This is a genomic window from Citrobacter sp. TBCP-5362 (assembly GCF_005406305.1).
GTDB lineage: Bacteria > Pseudomonadota > Gammaproteobacteria > Enterobacterales > Enterobacteriaceae > Citrobacter_B > Citrobacter_B koseri.
In genome coordinates this window covers 2,622,604-2,640,213 of the sequence record NZ_CP040234.1, presented here as the reverse complement: position 1 = coordinate 2,640,213, position 17,610 = coordinate 2,622,604, and the positions used below count along the sequence as shown (strand labels likewise).

At 53.7% G+C, this 17,610-nt stretch carries 15 protein-coding genes; 11 read left to right on the top strand and 4 right to left on the bottom strand.

Translation table 11 applies throughout. The features are described 5' to 3' along the window. The first annotated feature begins 2 nt into the window (after positions 1 to 2). Positions 3 to 800, top strand: a complete 798-nt coding sequence (locus FD428_RS12635; RefSeq protein ID WP_114848568.1) for a metal-dependent hydrolase — start codon at positions 3 to 5, stop codon at positions 798 to 800. Between the two features lie 416 nt (positions 801 to 1,216). Beyond that, positions 1,217 to 2,650 carry a PTS glucose transporter subunit IIBC gene (gene ptsG, locus FD428_RS12630; RefSeq protein ID WP_114848567.1) on the top strand — a complete coding sequence of 478 codons (1,434 nt, stop codon included), beginning with the start codon at positions 1,217 to 1,219 and terminating at the stop codon, positions 2,648 to 2,650. A 191-nt stretch (positions 2,651 to 2,841) separates the two neighbouring features. Here ptsG and fhuE read toward each other — a convergent pair whose 3' ends face one another. Next, entirely contained in the window at positions 2,842 to 5,040 is a 2,199-nt protein-coding gene (fhuE, locus tag FD428_RS12625) for a ferric-rhodotorulic acid/ferric-coprogen receptor FhuE (protein WP_114848585.1), read from the bottom strand. 354 nt (positions 5,041 to 5,394) lie between these two features. Between fhuE and hinT the strand changes: the two genes are divergently transcribed. The 8 genes from hinT to FD428_RS12585 all read left to right on the top strand — a co-directional run bounded on the left by hinT (position 5,395) and on the right by FD428_RS12585 (position 11,571). Further along, positions 5,395 to 5,754, top strand: a complete 360-nt coding sequence (gene hinT, locus FD428_RS12620) for a purine nucleoside phosphoramidase (RefSeq protein WP_047463701.1) — start codon at positions 5,395 to 5,397, stop codon at positions 5,752 to 5,754. Between the two features lie 2 nt (positions 5,755 to 5,756). After that, the gene (locus tag FD428_RS12615; protein ID WP_049008937.1) at positions 5,757 to 6,131 is read left to right on the top strand and encodes a YcfL family protein; all 375 of its coding nucleotides are present in this window, start codon (positions 5,757 to 5,759) and stop codon (positions 6,129 to 6,131) included. Between the two features lie 13 nt (positions 6,132 to 6,144). Continuing rightward, positions 6,145 to 6,786, top strand: a complete 642-nt coding sequence (lpoB, locus tag FD428_RS12610; protein ID WP_114848566.1) for a penicillin-binding protein activator LpoB — start codon at positions 6,145 to 6,147, stop codon at positions 6,784 to 6,786. Then, positions 6,767 to 7,591, top strand: coding sequence for a thiamine kinase (thiK, locus tag FD428_RS12605; RefSeq protein ID WP_114848565.1), 825 nt, complete (start codon positions 6,767 to 6,769; stop codon positions 7,589 to 7,591). Before lpoB ends, thiK begins: the two co-directional genes overlap by 20 nt. Before the next feature lie 10 nt (positions 7,592 to 7,601). Then, positions 7,602 to 8,627, top strand: a complete 1,026-nt coding sequence (gene nagZ, locus FD428_RS12600) for a beta-N-acetylhexosaminidase (protein ID WP_024130435.1) — start codon at positions 7,602 to 7,604, stop codon at positions 8,625 to 8,627. A 23-nt stretch (positions 8,628 to 8,650) separates the two neighbouring features. Next, positions 8,651 to 9,193 carry an alpha/beta hydrolase YcfP gene (ycfP, locus tag FD428_RS12595; protein ID WP_012132812.1) on the top strand — a complete coding sequence of 181 codons (543 nt, stop codon included), beginning with the start codon at positions 8,651 to 8,653 and terminating at the stop codon, positions 9,191 to 9,193. Between the two features lie 247 nt (positions 9,194 to 9,440). Next, positions 9,441 to 10,745 carry an NADH-quinone dehydrogenase gene (gene ndh / locus FD428_RS12590; RefSeq protein ID WP_024130434.1) on the top strand — a complete coding sequence of 435 codons (1,305 nt, stop codon included), beginning with the start codon at positions 9,441 to 9,443 and terminating at the stop codon, positions 10,743 to 10,745. A gap of 286 nt (positions 10,746 to 11,031) precedes the next feature. After that, entirely contained in the window at positions 11,032 to 11,571 is a 540-nt protein-coding gene (locus tag FD428_RS12585; protein WP_024130433.1) for a glycine zipper 2TM domain-containing protein, read from the top strand. A gap of 73 nt (positions 11,572 to 11,644) precedes the next feature. Here the strand turns inward: FD428_RS12585 and comR are convergent, their stop codons facing one another. Next, a complete protein-coding gene (gene comR, locus FD428_RS12580) occupies positions 11,645 to 12,280 on the bottom strand; it encodes a TetR family copper-responsive transcriptional repressor ComR (protein WP_114848564.1) in 636 nt (211 codons plus the stop codon). Between the two features lie 240 nt (positions 12,281 to 12,520). Between comR and bhsA the strand changes: the two genes are divergently transcribed. Further along, positions 12,521 to 12,778 (top strand): multiple stress resistance protein BhsA, encoded by a 258-nt coding sequence (gene bhsA, locus FD428_RS12575; RefSeq protein WP_047457498.1) that lies wholly within the window; start codon positions 12,521 to 12,523, stop codon positions 12,776 to 12,778. A 79-nt stretch (positions 12,779 to 12,857) separates the two neighbouring features. Here bhsA and FD428_RS12570 read toward each other — a convergent pair whose 3' ends face one another. Both FD428_RS12570 and mfd read right to left on the bottom strand, forming a co-directional pair. Beyond that, positions 12,858 to 13,823 carry a L,D-transpeptidase family protein gene (locus FD428_RS12570; RefSeq protein ID WP_024130431.1) on the bottom strand — a complete coding sequence of 322 codons (966 nt, stop codon included), beginning with the start codon at positions 13,821 to 13,823 and terminating at the stop codon, positions 12,858 to 12,860. 289 nt (positions 13,824 to 14,112) lie between these two features. Continuing rightward, entirely contained in the window at positions 14,113 to 17,559 is a 3,447-nt protein-coding gene (mfd, locus tag FD428_RS12565) for a transcription-repair coupling factor (protein ID WP_114848563.1), read from the bottom strand. Positions 17,560 to 17,610: the final 51 nt, after the last annotated feature.

Here is a 17,610-nt window from a genome sequence, read left to right as displayed (position 1 = left end):
TTATGTTTTTAGTCGACTCACACTGCCATCTTGATGGCCTGGATTATCAATCTCTGCATAAGGACGTGGATGACGTGCTGGCAAAAGCCGCCGTGCGCGAGGTGAAGTTCTGCCTGGCGGTGGCGACAACCCTGCCCGGATACCGGAGTATGCGCGAACTGGTTGGCGAGCGGGATAACGTTGTGTTTTCCTGCGGCGTACACCCGTTAAACCAGGATGAAACATACGATGTGGAAGACCTGCGTCGCTTTGCCGCTGAAGAAGGCGTGGTGGCCATGGGGGAGACCGGGCTGGATTATTTTTATACGCCGGAAACAAAAGTTCGCCAGCAAGAATCCTTCATTAACCATATTCAGATTGGCCGTGAATTAAATAAACCCGTGATTGTGCATACCCGTGACGCACGCGCCGATACGCTGGCGATTTTGCGCGAAGAAAAAGTGACGGATTGCGGTGGCGTACTACACTGTTTTACAGAGGACAGGGAGACGGCGGGTAAATTATTGGATCTTGGGTTTTATATCTCTTTTTCCGGGATCGTGACCTTCCGCAACGCCGAGCAGTTACGTGATGCCGCCCGCTATGTTCCTCTGGATCGTCTGCTGGTTGAGACGGACTCCCCTTATCTTGCTCCGGTGCCACATCGTGGTAAAGAGAACCAGCCTGCAATGGTTCGCGATGTTGCAGAGTATATGGCCGTATTGAAGGGTGTTGCCGTTGAAGAACTGGCGCAGGCAACCACTGAAAACTTTGCCCGCCTGTTCCACATCGACGCTTCTCGCCTGCAATCAACCCGTTAACTGAGTTTTTTTAAATCTCGTAATTAATATTCAAAGCGAGTAAAGTTCACCGCCACAAAATGGGCGGTGAATGAGCGAATTGTAACATTCAGACACTCATTTTGTCAGAATGTGATGGTTTTATGGCTGTCTGGAGCTGAAACGTGATAGCCGTCAAACAAAACCGAGCTTATTTATTTTACTCTGTGTAATAAATAAAGGGCGCTTAGATGCCCTGTCCACGGCGAGGTTCTCCCCCCTCGCCAATGCGTGAAAACGTAGAATACACAAAATCATTCAGGCTGCATCAGGGCGGCAAGTGAGTGAATTGCAGGAGCTTACTTGAGTAAGTGACTGGGATGAACGAGCGCAGCCAACGCTGAGGCGGTTTGAAGGATGAAGTGTATAAGCACAAATACTCAGGAGCACTCCTAATTATGTTTAAGAATGCATTTGCTAACCTGCAAAAGGTCGGTAAATCGCTGATGCTACCGGTATCCGTACTGCCTATCGCAGGTATCCTGCTGGGCGTCGGTTCCGCTAACTTCAGCTGGCTGCCAGCCGTTGTGTCGCACGTTATGGCAGAAGCAGGCGGTTCTGTTTTTGCAAATATGCCGCTGATTTTCGCCATTGGTGTCGCACTGGGCTTCACCAACAACGACGGCGTTTCGGCTCTGGCCTCGGTTGTCGCTTACGGCATCATGGTCAAAACCATGGCCGTGGTTGCGCCGCTGGTTCTGCATTTACCTGCTGAAGAAATCGCAGCAAAACACCTGGCGGATACTGGTGTTCTCGGGGGGATTATCTCCGGTGCGATTGCAGCGTACATGTTCAACCGCTTCTACCGTATCAAATTGCCTGAGTATCTGGGCTTCTTTGCGGGTAAACGCTTTGTGCCGATCATTTCTGGTCTGGCTGCCATCTTCACCGGCGTGATCCTGTCCTTCATTTGGCCGCCGATCGGGACGGCTATCCAGACGTTCTCTCAGTGGGCTGCTTACCAGAACCCGGTTGTGGCGTTCGGTATCTATGGCTTCATTGAGCGCTGCCTGGTGCCGTTTGGTCTGCACCATATCTGGAACGTTCCTTTCCAGATGCAGATCGGTGAATACACCAACGCAGCAGGTCAGGTGTTCCACGGCGACATTCCTCGCTATATGGCGGGCGACCCGACTGCGGGCAAACTGTCCGGCGGCTTCCTGTTCAAAATGTACGGTCTGCCTGCTGCGGCTATCGCGATCTGGCACTCTGCTAAACCGGAAAACCGCGCGAAAGTGGGCGGTATCATGATCTCCGCAGCGTTGACCTCGTTCCTGACCGGTATCACCGAGCCGATCGAGTTCTCCTTCATGTTCGTTGCGCCGATTCTGTACGTTATCCACGCGATTCTGGCAGGTCTGGCATTCCCGATCTGTATCCTGCTGGGTATGCGTGACGGTACATCGTTCTCGCACGGTCTGATCGACTTCATCGTTCTGTCTGGCAACAGCAGCAAACTGTGGCTGTTCCCGATTGTTGGTGCAGGTTATGCGATTATTTACTACACCGTCTTCCGTGTGCTGATTAAAGCGCTGGATCTGAAAACGCCGGGTCGTGAAGACGCGAGCGAAGACAGAAAAGTGGGCGCAACCAGTGAAATGGCTCCGGCCCTGATCGCCGCGTTTGGTGGTAAAGAGAACATCACTAACCTCGACGCATGTATCACCCGTCTGCGCGTTAGCGTCGCTGACGTTGCTAAAGTGGATCAGGCTGGCCTGAAGACGCTTGGTGCAGCTGGTGTCGTCGTCGCAGGTTCCGGCGTTCAGGCCATTTTCGGTACGAAATCCGATAACCTGAAAACGGAAATGGATGAATACATCCGCAATAGCTAAGCAGTAAGACGTTGGGGAGAACTAAGGCAGCCAAATGGCTGCCTTTTTTACGCTGTGTTGCCGGATGGCGCGTGGCTTATCCGGCCTACGGTTATAGCACAGTTGTAGGCCTGATAAGGCGTTAGCCGCCATCAGGCTTGCGAGAACGTAAAAAAGGGAGCCAGATGGCTCCCTTCTCGTCAGTAACGTTATCAGAACTGATAGCTTGCAGTAATGCTGACGTTACGTGGTTCGCCGTAGACAATAGAACCATCGATATTGGTGTCGTAGGTTTTGTCTAACAGGTTGTTAATGTTGCCCTGTACGGCGAAGTTTTTGGTTACCTGGTAGCGAGTGAACAGATCCACTAACGCATAGCTGCCTTGTTCCGCGCGCCATGTGCCGTATGGTGTGACAGTGTCGCTGCCGTGAACACGGTTCTGCCAGTTAACGCCACCGCCGACGGTCAACTCAGGCATGACTGGCAGACGGTAGCTGGTAAACAACTTCACGGTTGTACGTGGCAAGTTCGGATTCACCGCATTTCCCTCGTTATCTTCCGCGATAAAGCGCGTTGCCCCGAAGGTCATCTGCCAGTTGTCGGTGATAGCGCCGTTAATTTCGAATTCAACGCCTTTGCTGACGGTTCCATCTACCGCTTTATACGCTGTGTCGCCGTTACTACCTGAAATCGGTCTACCGGTCGACTGGCCGACGTTATCTTGCTCAATACGGAAGACCGACAATGTGGTGGTCAGGCGGCTGTTCATCCAGTCAGATTTCAAGCCCACTTCATAGTTGTTACCCGTAATAGGGGCGAGATATTTACCCGAGCTATCACGATAGTTCTGTGGCTGGAAGATGGAAGTATAGCTGGCGTAGGCAGACCAGTTATCATCAATGTCATACACCAGTCCGGCATATGGCGTGGTATGGTTTTTCTCCATCCGGTAAGTCAGCGTGTCGATACTCCAGTTGGTGTAGCGAGCGCCGATGATCAGATGCAACGGATCGGCCAGCGAAATGCGGGTCGCTGCATAGAGCGATTTCATGTGCGTGGTATCATCCTGGGCAATGGTTTGTTGACCCCAGTTTGTTTCCGGGAAGTTACCGTCGTAGTTGTAGAAATTGCCCAGTTCATCCGGGAATACGTTCGCCCAGGTATTCATATAGCGGTTATTCTGTTTGCTGTAGCTTCCACCGATCATCAGGTTATGCTGACGGCCAAACAGGTCGTAGCCTCCATCGGCGAAAAGATCGACAGCATCGACTTTACGTTTGCCGCTGTTCCAGCCCGTACCGCCAATGTAACCGTACTCTGGTCCGTAGTTGGCGTAAGGGCCAACCAGCATACCGGTGTCTTTATTGACATAGGCATCCAGGTACATCATTTTACTGTCGAATTTGATTTCAGAATGTGTGGCGTTGAGCGTTGCCTGCCAGGTATCCGCAAAACGCTGCTTCAGCGTGACAAAGACCTTATTAAACTCTTTATCGTTGTAAGCCCAGTCTGGAGCGGTACTGCGCGAGCGGTCATATTTGTTGGTGCTGCCATCCGTATTCCAGCGAGGTAAACCGCCCCAGGTCGGGCTGTTAACGTCGATGCGTTGATATTCATACCCGGCGGAAAGGCTGGTTGTGCTCCCCAGATCGGCATCGATAATGCCGGAGAAGAATGTTTTCTCGCTGTTATAACGATCCAGCCATGAGTCATTGTTCTGATAACCCGCAACAATCCGCGCACGTACGTTACCGTCTTCTGTCAGCGGGCTTTGTAAATCGGTTACGTAACGCTGTTTGTTCCAGCTTCCATATTCCGCAGACACATTACCTTTGAATTCACGGCTGGTGGCATGTTTGCGGATCATATTGATAGACGCGGAAGGGTTGCCGGTTCCGGTCATTAATCCATTTGCGCCGCGTACGACTTCCACACGTTCAAACAGGGCCGTGTCAGAAAGGGCATCGCCAAGATTCCAGCGTGATTCAAAATAGGTGGGGATGCCATCGACCATGTAGTTGTCGATGAGGAAACCGCGTGAGTAGTAGAGGTTGCGGTCGGAGTCTGACTGGCTTCTGCTGATACCCAGTGTGCTGTCCATCACATCGCCAAGGGTTTGTAATTGCTGATCAGCCATGCGTTGCTGGCTGATGATACTGACAGACTGAGGAATATCGCGCTGCGCCATCTGCATTTTAGTGCCAGCGGTTGTCGTTTTAACGTTGTAGTCCTGTTCTTCATCGCTGGACGTGTCGGCTTGTGATGCGCTATCAACAACGATTGTTTCTTCTGTTGTGGTAGCGGCGAAGCTGGTGGAAGGCATCAATGCCATAGCGATGCAGGCTGCCAGCAGTGTGGGAACTGCGGCAGGCTGACGCTGCTCATCCTGGGTGTGTGTTGTGAAAGACATCGAAAAACCCCTAATAATGATGAACGTTAAGTTCAAACCATGAAATGGCATGGCGAACCCTTTTAATTTTCTAACCATCAAATGCGCATGAAAATGCAAATGCGAAATATACGCACTTGCATTAATGCTGTAAACAGATGTTACGGGTGAAAATGAAATCTTGTTTCAGTGCTATGAGGTGCAGAGAGAAGAGGGAAATGAGTATAAGCGCAGCAACTGACAGATTTTTTGCTTAATAAATCGTGGGTTAAAGTTGAAAGAGCGTGAGTAACTCGCTCATACTCTATACTCGCAGTGTGGCTCGGCGTAGCATGGCGCAACGTTATGGCTAATTTTGAAAAAAGGAAAAATGTCGTGGCAGAAGAAACTATATTCAGCAAAATTATCCGTCGTGAAATCCCCTCGGATATCGTTTACCAGGATGAACTGGTTACCGCATTTCGCGATATTTCGCCGCAGGCGCCCACGCACATTCTGATCATCCCGAATACCCTGATCCCAACGGTTAATGATGTCACGGCGGAGCACGAACAGGCGCTGGGCCGTATGATCACCGTCGCGGCAAAAATTGCCGGGCAGGAAGGCATTGCCGAAGACGGCTACCGCCTGATCATGAATACTAACCGTCATGGCGGGCAGGAGGTTTATCACATTCATATGCACCTGCTGGGCGGGCGTGCGCTGGGGCCGATGCTGGCGCATAAAGGCCTCTGACAATGACCAGAGGATGCCTTGCGATATCACTGGCCTTACTGTTGCTTGTGGGTTGTCGTTCACACCCTGAAATTCCGGTCAGTGATGAACAGACACTGGTGATGGAGTCAACGCTGCTGGCGGCCGGTATCACGGCGGAAGCGCCTGCGTTGACGACGTCCGATATTCAGCCTTCTGCATCCTCACGCCTCTATAACGAAAGGCAAGAACCCGTTACCGTGCATTATCGGTTTTACTGGTATGACGCCAGAGGGCTGGAAATGCATCCTCTGGAAGCGCCACGCAGCGTGACTATCCCGGCGCGTTCGTCGGTCACGCTGTATGGCAGCGCCAATTATCTGGGGGCGCATAAGGTTAGACTTTATCTTTATTTGTAAGGGGTGAATTTTGATGACGAAAATGAATCGCTACGCACTGGTGGCCGCGCTGGCGATATTTCTCTCCGGTTGTGTGGGGCAACGTGAACCCGCACCGGTTGATGAAGTCAAACCGGCGCCGGAACAGCCAACTGAGCCGCAGCAGCCTGTGCCGGTCGTGCCATCGGTGCCGACGATCCCGCAGCAGCCGGGCCCGATTGAACACGAAGACCAGACCGCACAGCCTGCGCCGCGCGTGCGCCATTATGACTGGAACAGCGCGATGCAGCCGATGGTCGGAAAAATGCTCCAGGCTGATGGCGTAACGGCGGGTAATGTACTGCTGGTCGATAGCGTAAATAACCGCACCAACGGTTCGCTCAACGCGGGCGAGGCCACAGAGACTTTACGTAATGCGCTGGCGAATAACGGTAAATTTACGCTGGTTTCCGCGCAGCAACTGGCGATGGCGAAGCAGCAACTGGGTTTATCACCGCAGGACAGCCTCGGTACGCGCAGTAAAGCGATTGGCATCGCCCGTAACGTAGGGGCGCAATATGTGCTCTATTCCAGCGCGGCGGGTAACGTCAATGCGCCATCGCTGCAAATGCAGTTAATGCTGGTACAAACTGGCGAGATAATCTGGTCAGGTAAAGGTGCAGTCCAGCAACAATAATCTACTGACGCGCGACGACGTTTTGTCGCGCTACTTCCCGCAATATCATCCCGTCGCCGCCTGCCACAACGGATTAAGCGGCGGGAGTTGCATCATTGAACATGACGCCCGCCGTCTGGTGCTCCGTTGCCATCATGATCCCTTCGCGCCTGAATCTGATTTTTTGCGTCAGTATCACGCGTTGTCACGTTTACCGGAAACCCTTGCCCCCAGACCGCGTTTTTATATTCCCGGCTGGATGGCGGTGGACTATTTGCAGGGAGAGGTAAAATCTGGATTACCGGATACCGACGAACTGGCGGGCTTACTGTATCATCTGCATCAACAACCGCGTTTTGGCTGGCGTATTTCGCTGTTACCGCTGCTTATGCGCTACTGGCAGGGGAGCGATCCGGCACGCAGGACGCCGTACTGGCTACGGATGCTAAAACGGCTGCGAGCGGCGCGGGAACCTCGTCCGCTGCGTCTGGCGCCTTTGCATATGGATGTCCACGGCGATAACCTGGTACAGACGGCATCGGGGCTACGGTTGATTGACTGGGAATACGCCGGGGACGGCGATATCGCTCTGGAGCTGGCCGCCGTATGGGTAGAGGATGAGCGGCAGCATCAACGGCTGGTGGCATCCTATGCCGCCGTTGCGCATATCTGTCCGCAAACGCTATGGCGGCAGGTCAGGTTATGGCGCCCCTGGGTAATGATGCTGAAAGCCGGATGGTTTGAATACCGTTGGCAGCAAACCGGCGAACAACAATTTATCAGGCTGGCCGACGACGCCTGGCGGCAGCTGAAAAAGAAAGGATAAGGAGAGCAGTGTGGGTCCAGTAATGTTGGATGTCGAAGGGTTTGAGCTGGACGCAGAAGAGCGCGAGATTCTGGCCCATCCGCTGGTGGGGGGGCTGATCCTCTTTACGCGTAATTATCATGACCCGGAGCAGCTGCGCGAGTTAGTCCGCCAGATTCGGGCGGCTTCGCGCAATCATCTGGTGGTGGCGGTTGACCAGGAAGGCGGACGCGTACAGCGTTTTCGTGAAGGTTTTACCCGCCTGCCAGCCGCACAATCTTTTGCTGCGCTGCACGGGCTGGAAGAAGGGGGCAAACTGGCGCAGGATGCCGGGTGGCTAATGGCCAGCGAGATGATCGCGATGGACATTGATATCAGTTTCGCGCCGGTGCTGGATGTCGGGCATATCAGCGCAGCAATTGGCGAGCGTTCTTACCATGCCGATCCGCTTAAAGCTCTGGCAATGGCGACGCGTTTTATCGACGGGATGCATGCTGCCGGAATGAAAACCACCGGTAAGCACTTCCCCGGACACGGGGCAGTCACTGCCGATTCGCACAAAGAAACGCCAACCGATCCGCGTCCTGAGGCGGAAATTCGCGCCAGGGATATGTCGGTGTTCCGTTCGCTAATCACCGGGAACAAACTTGATGCGATTATGCCGGCGCACGTCATATACAGCGATGTCGATCCGCGTCCGGCGAGTGGTTCACCGCACTGGCTGAAAACGGTGCTGCGTGAGGAACTTGGTTTTGATGGCGTGATTTTCTCCGATGACCTGTCGATGGAGGGGGCGGCGATTATGGGGAGCTACGCAGAGCGCGGGCAGGCGTCGCTGGATGCGGGTTGCGATATGATCCTAGTCTGTAATAATCGTAAAGGAGCGGTCAGCGTGTTAGATAATCTGTCGCCGATCAATGCAGAACGTGTTACGCGTTTGTATCATAAAGGTTCATTTTCGCGTCAGGAGTTGATGGACTCCGCACGCTGGAAAACGGTCAGCGCCCAGCTTAACCAGTTGCATGAACGCTGGCAGGAAGAAAAAGCAGGTCATTAACCCGAGTTTTGTGTGAGGATGCGATGATTATCTATTTACACGGTTTTGACTCCAACAGTCCGGGTAACCACGAGAAAGTGTTGCAGCTACAGTTTATTGATTCGGATGTCAGACTGATCAGCTATAGCACACGGCATCCCAAACATGACATGCAGCATCTGCTGAAAGAAGTAGACAAAATGTTGCAACTGAATGTGGACGATCGGCCATTAATTTGTGGCGTAGGACTGGGTGGGTATTGGGCGGAGCGGATTGGCTTCCTGTGCGACATACGCCAGGTGGTATTCAACCCTAATCTGTTCCCCTATGAGAACATGGAAGGCAAAATCGACCGCCCGGAAGAGTATGCCGATATCGCAACGAAATGCGTCACCAATTTCCGCGAAAAAAACCGCGATCGCTGCCTGGTGATCCTGTCCCGGCATGATGAAGCGCTGGACAGCCATCGTTCGGCAAAAGAGCTGCATCATTTCTATGAAATTGTCTGGGACGAAGAGCAGACCCATAAATTTAAGAATATCTCTCCTCATTTACAGCGGATAAAAGCGTTTAAAACGTTAGGCTAAGCCGTTGTAACCCGATAACCCCCCTCAGAAACCAGCCTTCGGGCTGGTTTTTTTATGAGCATTCAGGCAGGGTTGTCTATCTTTTCAGCGAGAAAACTTGATGTACATCAATTTTGGTATGACCAATGCACCGTTCGTGTTATTCTCACTAGCGAAGTCACTTTGCATTACCGTAACTTGTTGTTAATTAAAGGCTATATTTATAACTTTTACTTAACAATTGGTTAATAAATTTAAGGGGGTCACGTTGACTACACCATTGAAAAAGATCGTGATTGTCGGCGGCGGTGCTGGCGGGCTTGAAATGGCGACTCAGTTGGGTAAAAAACTGGGTCGTAAGAAAAAGGCAAAAATCACGCTGGTGGACAGAAACCACAGCCATCTGTGGAAGCCGTTGCTGCATGAAGTGGCGACCGGTTCACTGGACGAAGGCGTGGACGCTCTGAGCTACCTGGCGCATGCGCGTAATCATGGTTTCCAGTTCCAGTTGGGTTCGGTTATGGATATCGATCGTGAAGCGAAAACGATCACCATTGCGGAACTGCGTGACGAGAAAGGGGAACTGCTGGTTCCTGAGCGTAAAATCGCGTACGACACCCTGGTGATGGCGCTGGGCAGCACCTCTAACGACTTCAACACCCCTGGCGTTAAAGAACACTGTATTTTCCTGGACAACCCGCATCAGGCGCGTCGCTTCCATCAGGAAATGCTGAACCTGTTCCTGAAATACTCTTCCAGCATGGGTGTTAGCGGTAAGGTCAACATTGCGATTGTCGGTGGCGGCGCAACGGGCGTGGAGCTTTCTGCGGAACTGCATAACGCTGTGAAACAGCTGCACAGCTACGGCTACAAAGGCCTGACTAACGAAGCGCTGAACGTGACGCTGGTTGAAGCCGGTGAGCGTATTCTGCCTGCGCTGCCGCCGCGTATTTCCGCTGCGGCGCATAGCGAACTGACCAAACTGGGCGTACGCGTACTGACTCAGACGATGGTGACCAGCGCAGACGAAGGCGGCCTGCACACGAAAGATGGCGAACACATCAAAGCTGACCTGATGGTGTGGGCGGCAGGGATTAAAGCGCCTGATTTCCTGAAAGATATTGGCGGGCTGGAAACTAACCGCATCAACCAGTTAGTGGTTGAACCGACGCTGCAAACCACCCGTGACCCGGATGTTTATGCCATCGGCGACTGTGCTTCCTGCGCACGTCCTGAAGGGGGCTTTGTGCCGCCGCGCGCTCAGGCCGCGCATCAGATGGCAAGCTGCGCACTGAATAATATTCTGGCGCAGATGAAAGGCAAACCGATGAAAGACTACGTTTATAAAGATCACGGTTCGCTGGTATCGCTCTCTAATTTCTCGACTGTCGGCAGCCTGATGGGGAACCTGATGCGCGGTTCAATGATGGTGGAAGGGCGTATTGCGCGTTTTGTTTACATTTCGCTTTACCGTATGCACCAGATTGCGCTGCACGGTTACTTTAAAACCGGGTTAATGATGTTAGTAGGCAGCATTAACCGTGTGATTCGCCCGCGTCTGAAACTGCATTAATCCTTACCGTATCGCCTGATGGCGCTTCGCTTATCAGGCCTACGGCTCGCACTGCATGTAGGCCGGATAAGGCCACCGGCCGCCATCCGGCATCAGCCCTCACCGTCTGTAGGTCGGATAAGGCCACCGGCCGCCATCCGGCAATTTAATCGCGCCATCTGCTTCAGAGTTCTCTGAATCGTGTCTGTTTGCCGCATAACCCCGCACTTTTCATCCTCTTTCTGATTTGCTTAACCCCACTGCTGGTTGCAAAATTGTTACTAATAGCAAAAAAGGAGGAATTCCCGTGAATAAATCAATGTTGGCGGGTATAGGGATTGGCGTAGCTGCTGCGCTGGGTGTGGCGGCGGTGGCCAGTCTGAACGTTTTTGACCGTAGCCCGAAATATGCGCAAGTCGTATCAGCCACACCTATAAAAGAAACCGTCAAAACACCGCGTCAGGAATGCCGCAACGTGACGGTCACGCACCGCAAACCTGTTCAGGACGAAAATCGCATTGCCGGTTCGGTGCTTGGCGCGGTTGCTGGCGGCGTGATTGGTCATCAGTTCGGCGGTGGTCGTGGTAAAGATGTGGCGACCGTCGTTGGGGCGCTGGGCGGAGGGTACGCCGGTAACCAAATCCAGGGATCAATGCAGGAAAATGACACCTACACCTCTACGCAGCAGCGTTGTAAAACGGTGTATGACAAGTCAGAGAAAATGCTGGGCTATGACGTCACTTACAAGATTGGCGATCAGCAGGGGAAAATCCGCATGGATAAAGATCCCGGAACGCAAATCCCGCTGGATAATAACGGTCAATTGATTCTGAATAACGACGCGTAAAAAAAGCTGTACTCTGCACGTTAGCCCCTCATTCGCTCAGGCTGAGGGGCTTTTTTTATCAGACGGTCAGGCGCTAAGCCTTCAGCATCTCCGGCCACAGCCGTAGGGTGGTGCGGGTTATCTGCATCAGCTTGTCAAACGTCGCGCCTTCACGCGCGCTGATCGACATTCCTTGTAAAATACAGTTCAGATATTCCGCCAGCGTTTGTGGATTGCTGTGCGCCGGAATTTCACCGCGCTCCTGCCGCTGGCGCAAAAACTGGGTCAGCGTCTGCTCCTGCATTGCGTGGCGGGATTTCACCGTATGGGCGATTTCACGGGAGGAGGCGGCCAGTGTGGCGGACGTGTTGATCATAAAGCACCCGGCAGGGGTGTCTTTACTGGTGAAGCATGTCGCGACGGCGGTGAAATAGTCTTCCAGCGCAGACTCAACGCTTTTTTCTTCACAAAAGAGTTGGGCCTCATGCTTTGCCGCAAAGCGGCTGATATAGCGATCCAGCACTGCGCGGAACAACCCTTCCTTGTTCGTAAATTCTGCGTACAGCGTGGGCGCTTTTGCGCCGGTCGCTTCCACGAGGTCGGCGAGCGATGTTGCTTCATAGCCGTGCTGCCAGAAGAGTGTCATGGCCTTGTCAAGCGCGGCTTCCCTGTCGAACACTTTTGGTCGGCCACGGCTTTTTTTTACGCAACCTGTCGAGTCAGTTGTCATGATGCCGTTGTACCTTGTTGGGTTTGTTGAACAACCATTATAAAAATAATCCCGCTCAGTCTCCAGCGCATTCAGAAGAAAAATAATTCACCTGTATTGATATGAAAAATAAGTTCTTTTTAATTTAAATAATGATCGTTATAAAAAAATGTTGACGTGTGACCTGGATCACATCTATGATTTACCTATCGATCGTTAAGTAAATATTTCGACACCGTTCATCTGCTAAAGGTCACTATCATGAAAAACGTAAAAACCCTCATTGCTGCCGCTGTACTGAGTTCACTCTCTTTCGCAAGTTTCGCTGCTGTTGAAGTTCAGGCGACGCCAGTAGATCAACAGAAAGTGGGCACCATTTCCGCAACCGCCGGGACTAACCTGGGATCTCTGGAAGATCAACTGGCGCAAAAAGCGGATGAAATGGGCGCGAAATCTTTCCGCATTACTTCGGTAACCGGTCCTAACACCCTCCACGGGACTGCGGTTATCTACAAATAAGCATTAACCCTCATTAATGCCACTGCTACTGCCACAAAAAAGCCCCGCTGTCTGAGCGGGGCTTTTTTATTATCCGACGTTACATCGACTGCTGCGTTATCCCGGGATGGCGGGTGACATCGACCGGCATTCCTGAACGCACTTCCATAACATGCTCCATAACGGCGGCATCGGTCTGTGCGGCATCTTTGAAAGCCTGCATTTGACCGTTCAATACGATCGGCAATATCTGCGGATCGTCATCAATATTCTTCGATAACGGCTGGTGGACTTCTACCAGGCGCATGCCGCCAGGTTCAACGGACGCTTTGATCGGCGTATTAATAATGTTGACCTTCGTACCCGGCGTGACCTGACGGAACAGCGTCTCAATATCACCGTCACGCAGGCGAATACAACCGGAACTGACGCGCATCCCGATACCGAAATCAGCATTCGTGCCGTGCAGCAAATAGACGCCGCCATAAGCCGCTAAGCGGATCGCATGATGGCCCATTGGGTTATCCGGCCCGGCGGGAACCACGGCAGGGAGGTCTATTCCCTGAGCCTTGTAACGGGCGCGGATATTCGCCGTAGGTGTCCAGGTTGGGTTCGCGCGCTTATCCGAGACGGTAGTGACCATCGTTGGCGTCAGCGTATCGCCACCCAGTTGACCGATACCGATCGGATACACGGTCACCGAATTTTTTCCGGGAGGATAGTAATACAGACGCAATTCGGCGAGGTTAATCACAATACCTTCGCGTGGCGCGTCCGGCAGTAAGGTTTGCAGAGGGATGGTCAGAACGCTGCCCGCGCGGGGAACGTAAGGATCAACGCCCGGGTTTGCCTGTAGCAACGCTAAAAAACCGACATTGTATTTTTTAGCAATCGCCTCCAGCGAGCCGCCGTTGTTTTCGACAACGTGAAATGTATTCTCGCCCACCAGTTTGCTGCCGGGAGGAGGAAGCGGCCAGGTGTTCGCCTGCGCCGGTATCGCCAGCGCTACGGACGCGGCGAGCGTAAAAAACGCCAGCCAGCGGGAAAGTCGCATGTTATTCATTATCATCACAAATCAAATGGTTATTGTAATAAATTGAGTCAATGATCATTATGGCGGGTTGTCATGTCTTGAAGTGCAAGAGAAGTGCAAAGTGTTGTAAATGTGGGCGAAAACGCGGGGATGGCAGAGGGCATTACGCCCGGTGGCGCTGCGCTTACCGGGCCTACAGGGTATGCTTCTCGTAGGCCGGATAAGGCGATGTGCCCGGTGGCGCTGCGCTTACCGGGCCTACAGGGTATGCTTCCCGTAGGCCGGATAAGGCGCTTGCGCCGCCATCCGGCGTCGTAGGGCGTTACGCCGCCGCGTTTTCTTCCAGTTGCGTCATAAACTGGCGCACCCAGTCCATACGCGTTTTACGCTCCGCCAGATCCTGAATAAACTTCAGGCGTGTCGGGCCGTCGAGGCGGAAGTGCTGCGGTTGTTTTTGCAACAGACCAATCAGCCAGGTTGGGTTAACGTGATTTTTCTCGGCAAACTCGATCGTACCGCCTTTCTCGTTGCCTTCCAGTTTTCGAATGCCCAGCTTCTGCGCCTGTTGGCGCAGACGCGCGATATCCAGCAGATTGCGCGCCGGGTCAGGCAGCAGTCCGAAACGGTCGATCAGCTCTACCTTGAGCTCCTCCAGCTCGTTTTCGTTTTTCGCACTGGCAATGCGTTTATAGAACGACAGACGCGTATTCACATCCGGGATAAAATCATCCGGCAGCAGCGACGGCATACGCAGTTCGACTTCCGTCTGCTGGCTGGTGAGGTCTTCCAGCGACGGCTCACGTCCGGCTTTCAGCGCATCCACGGCGTTCTCCAGCAGCTCCATATACAGCGAGAAGCCGATGGTCTCCATCTGCCCGCTCTGATCTTCGCCAAGCAGCTCGCCAGCGCCGCGAATTTCGAGGTCGTGGGTCGCCAGCGCAAAACCAGCGCCCAAATCCTCCAGCGAGGCAATGGCTTCCAGACGTTTTTGCGCGTCGGTCGTCATCGCTTTTGGATGCGGCGTCAGCAGCCAGGCATACGCCTGATGGTGTGAACGTCCAACGCGACCACGTAGCTGGTGGAGCTGCGCCAGGCCGAAATGGTCGGCGCGTTCAATGATGATCGTGTTCGCGGTTGGAATATCAATACCGGTTTCGATAATGGTGGTACACACCAGAACGTTAAAGCGCTGGTGGTGGAAGTCGTTCATAACACGCTCAAGTTCGCGCTCGCGCATCTGCCCGTGACCAATCGCGATGCGGGCTTCCGGCACCAGTTCCGCCAGTCGGTCCGCGGCTTTCTGGATATTCTCCACGTCGTTATACAGATAATACACCTGGCCGCCGCGCAGAACTTCACGCAGGATAGCCTCGCGCACCACCAGGTTGTCATATTCGCGGACGAAGGTTTTTACCGCCAGACGACGGGCGGGCGGTGTGGCAATGATCGACAGATCGCGCATACCGCTCATCGCCATGTTGAGCGTACGAGGGATTGGCGTTGCCGTCAGCGTCAGAATATCAACGTCGGCGCGCATTGCCTTGATGCGCTCTTTATGCCGCACGCCGAAACGGTGCTCTTCATCGACAATCAGCAAGCCCAAATCTTTTAATTTCACATCGCTTTGCAGCAGCTTATGAGTGCCGATCAGAATGTCGATTTTCCCCTCAGCGACCTGCTCAAGGATCTGCGCTTGCTCTTTGGCGCTACGGAAACGGGAGAGCATTTCGATGCGCACCGGCCAGTTGGCGAAGCGGTCGCGGAAGTTATCGAAATGCTGTTGCGCCAGCAGGGTGGTAGGCACCAGCACCGCGACCTGTTTGTGGTTTTCCACCGCCAGGAACGCGGCGCGCATCGCCACTTCGGTTTTCCCGAAGCCGACGTCGCCGCACACCAGACGATCCATTGCCAGCGGTTGGCACATATCGCTCAGGACGGCGTTAATGGCCTGCGCCTGGTCTGGCGTGGTCTCGAACGGGAAGCTGTCGCAGAACAGTTGATACTGCTCGCGATCGTGCTTAAAGGCGAAACCTTCTTTTGCCGCGCGCTGGGCGTAAATATCCAGTAGCTCTGCCGCCACGTCGCGCACTTTCTCCGCGGCTTTCTGTCGGGCGCGAGACCAGGCGTCGCCGCCCAGTTTATGCAGCGGCGCGTTCTCTTCGGCGCCTCCGGCATAGCGGCTGATGAGATGTAAAGATGACACCGGTACGTACAGTCTGGCGTCGTTGGCGTAGGTGAGCATCAGGTACTCGCCCTTGATGCCGCCGGCTTCCAGCGTCGTCATACCCGCATAACGCCCCACACCATGCTCAAGGTGTACCACCGGCTGGCCAGGATGCAGTTCCGCCAGGTTGCGGATCAGCGTGTCGGGGTTAATCGTGCGACGTGAGTCCTGACGGCGACGCGCAACGCGTTCACCCAGCAAATCGCTCTCGCAAATAAGCGCCAGATTACGCTGCGTATCAATGAAGCCATGCTCCGCAGCGCCAATCATCAGGTAACGTCCGGCGTCGAGCGCCTCATCCAGGCGCAAAATTCGTTTGGGTGAAATTTTAATACGGGCGAGCAGTTCCCCGAGCGCTTCGCGGCGGCCTTCGCTTTCTACGGAGAAAATGACCGGCCCGTTGAAGGATTCAAGAAATCTACGCAGCGCGTCCAGCGGCGCTTTTTGCTGCGCCTGTACCGCCAGATCCGGCAGTTTCTGGAAACCCAGATTGGTATTCGCCGCCTTACCTGGCAGATGTTCGGTTTTTAACTGTACGCGGGGCCAGCGTTTGAGTTCGGAGAACAGCTCATCGACCCGCAGCCACAGGGATTCTGGCGGCAAAAGCGGGCGCATAGGATCGACGCCACGGTTTTCAAAACGCGCCAGGGTATCGGCCTGGAAGCGTTCAGCGCTGTTTTCCAGCGCGCCGGTATTCACCAGCAGCGTGTTCGCCGGGAAGTAGCTGAACAGAGGCGGCAGCGGCTCGTTGAAGAACAGCGGCTGCCAGTATTCGATCCCGGCAGGCAGCGTGCCTTTACTGACCTGCTGGTAAATATGCTCGGCGTCGCGTTTAACTTCAAATGTGTCACGCCACTGGCTGCGGAACAGCTCGATGGCCGTTTTATCGGTCGGAAATTCATGCGCGGGCAGCAAATTGATGGCGTCGACTTCTTCCAGCGTACGCTGGGTATCGGCATCAAACAGGCGCAAACTGTCGATTTCATCATCAAAAAAATCAAGACGATAGGGCTGTTCGCTGCCCATCGGAAACAGATCCAGCAGCGCGCCGCGAGTGGCGTATTCACCGTGTTCCATGACCTGATCAACATGGCGATAGCCCGCGCTATCCAGCTGTGCGCGCAGGGCGTCGCGCGACAAACGCTGACCCTTTTTCATCACCAGGGCGTGGCCGTGCAAATAACTGTGCGGGCAAACGCGCTGCATCAGCGTATTTACCGGAACAATCAATACGCCGCGCTGCATTGACGGCAACTGGTAAAGCGTGGACAGGCGTGAAGAGATGATTTCCTGGTGTGGGGAAAAGCTGTCGTAAGGGAGCGTTTCCCAGTCCGCCAGATTCATCACCAGTTGGTCGGTGAACTGGCGAACTTCGTCATGCAGGCGCAGGGCGTTTTGCATGTCAGGTGCAATAAGCACGATTGGGCCAGCATGGCGCTCGGCAATCTCCGCCACCAGCGTGGCGCAGGCGGCGCCGGTAAGCTCACCCAACTGGCGCTGATCGCCGGGTTTGGTTGGCAGAGTATAACGTTGTTGTTCAGGCATAGTGGTTGCAGGATCTCTATTGGGTATACACCACACTATGGGGGCATATCA

Coding starts and splice junctions, on each gene's coding strand:
- mfd (WP_114848563.1), bottom strand. CDS start 17,559: ATGCCTGAACAACAACGTTATACTCTGCCAACCAAACCCGGCGATCAG.
- fhuE (WP_114848585.1), bottom strand. CDS start 5,040: ATGTCTTTCACAACACACACCCAGGATGAGCAGCGTCAGCCTGCCGCA.
- bhsA (WP_047457498.1), top strand. CDS start 12,521: ATGAAAAACGTAAAAACCCTCATTGCTGCCGCTGTACTGAGTTCACTC.
- FD428_RS12635 (WP_114848568.1), top strand. CDS start 3: ATGTTTTTAGTCGACTCACACTGCCATCTTGATGGCCTGGATTATCAA.
- lpoB (WP_114848566.1), top strand. CDS start 6,145: ATGACGAAAATGAATCGCTACGCACTGGTGGCCGCGCTGGCGATATTT.
- comR (WP_114848564.1), bottom strand. CDS start 12,280: ATGACAACTGACTCGACAGGTTGCGTAAAAAAAAGCCGTGGCCGACCA.
- ycfP (WP_012132812.1), top strand. CDS start 8,651: ATGATTATCTATTTACACGGTTTTGACTCCAACAGTCCGGGTAACCAC.
- FD428_RS12615 (WP_049008937.1), top strand. CDS start 5,757: ATGACCAGAGGATGCCTTGCGATATCACTGGCCTTACTGTTGCTTGTG.
- ptsG (WP_114848567.1), top strand. CDS start 1,217: ATGTTTAAGAATGCATTTGCTAACCTGCAAAAGGTCGGTAAATCGCTG.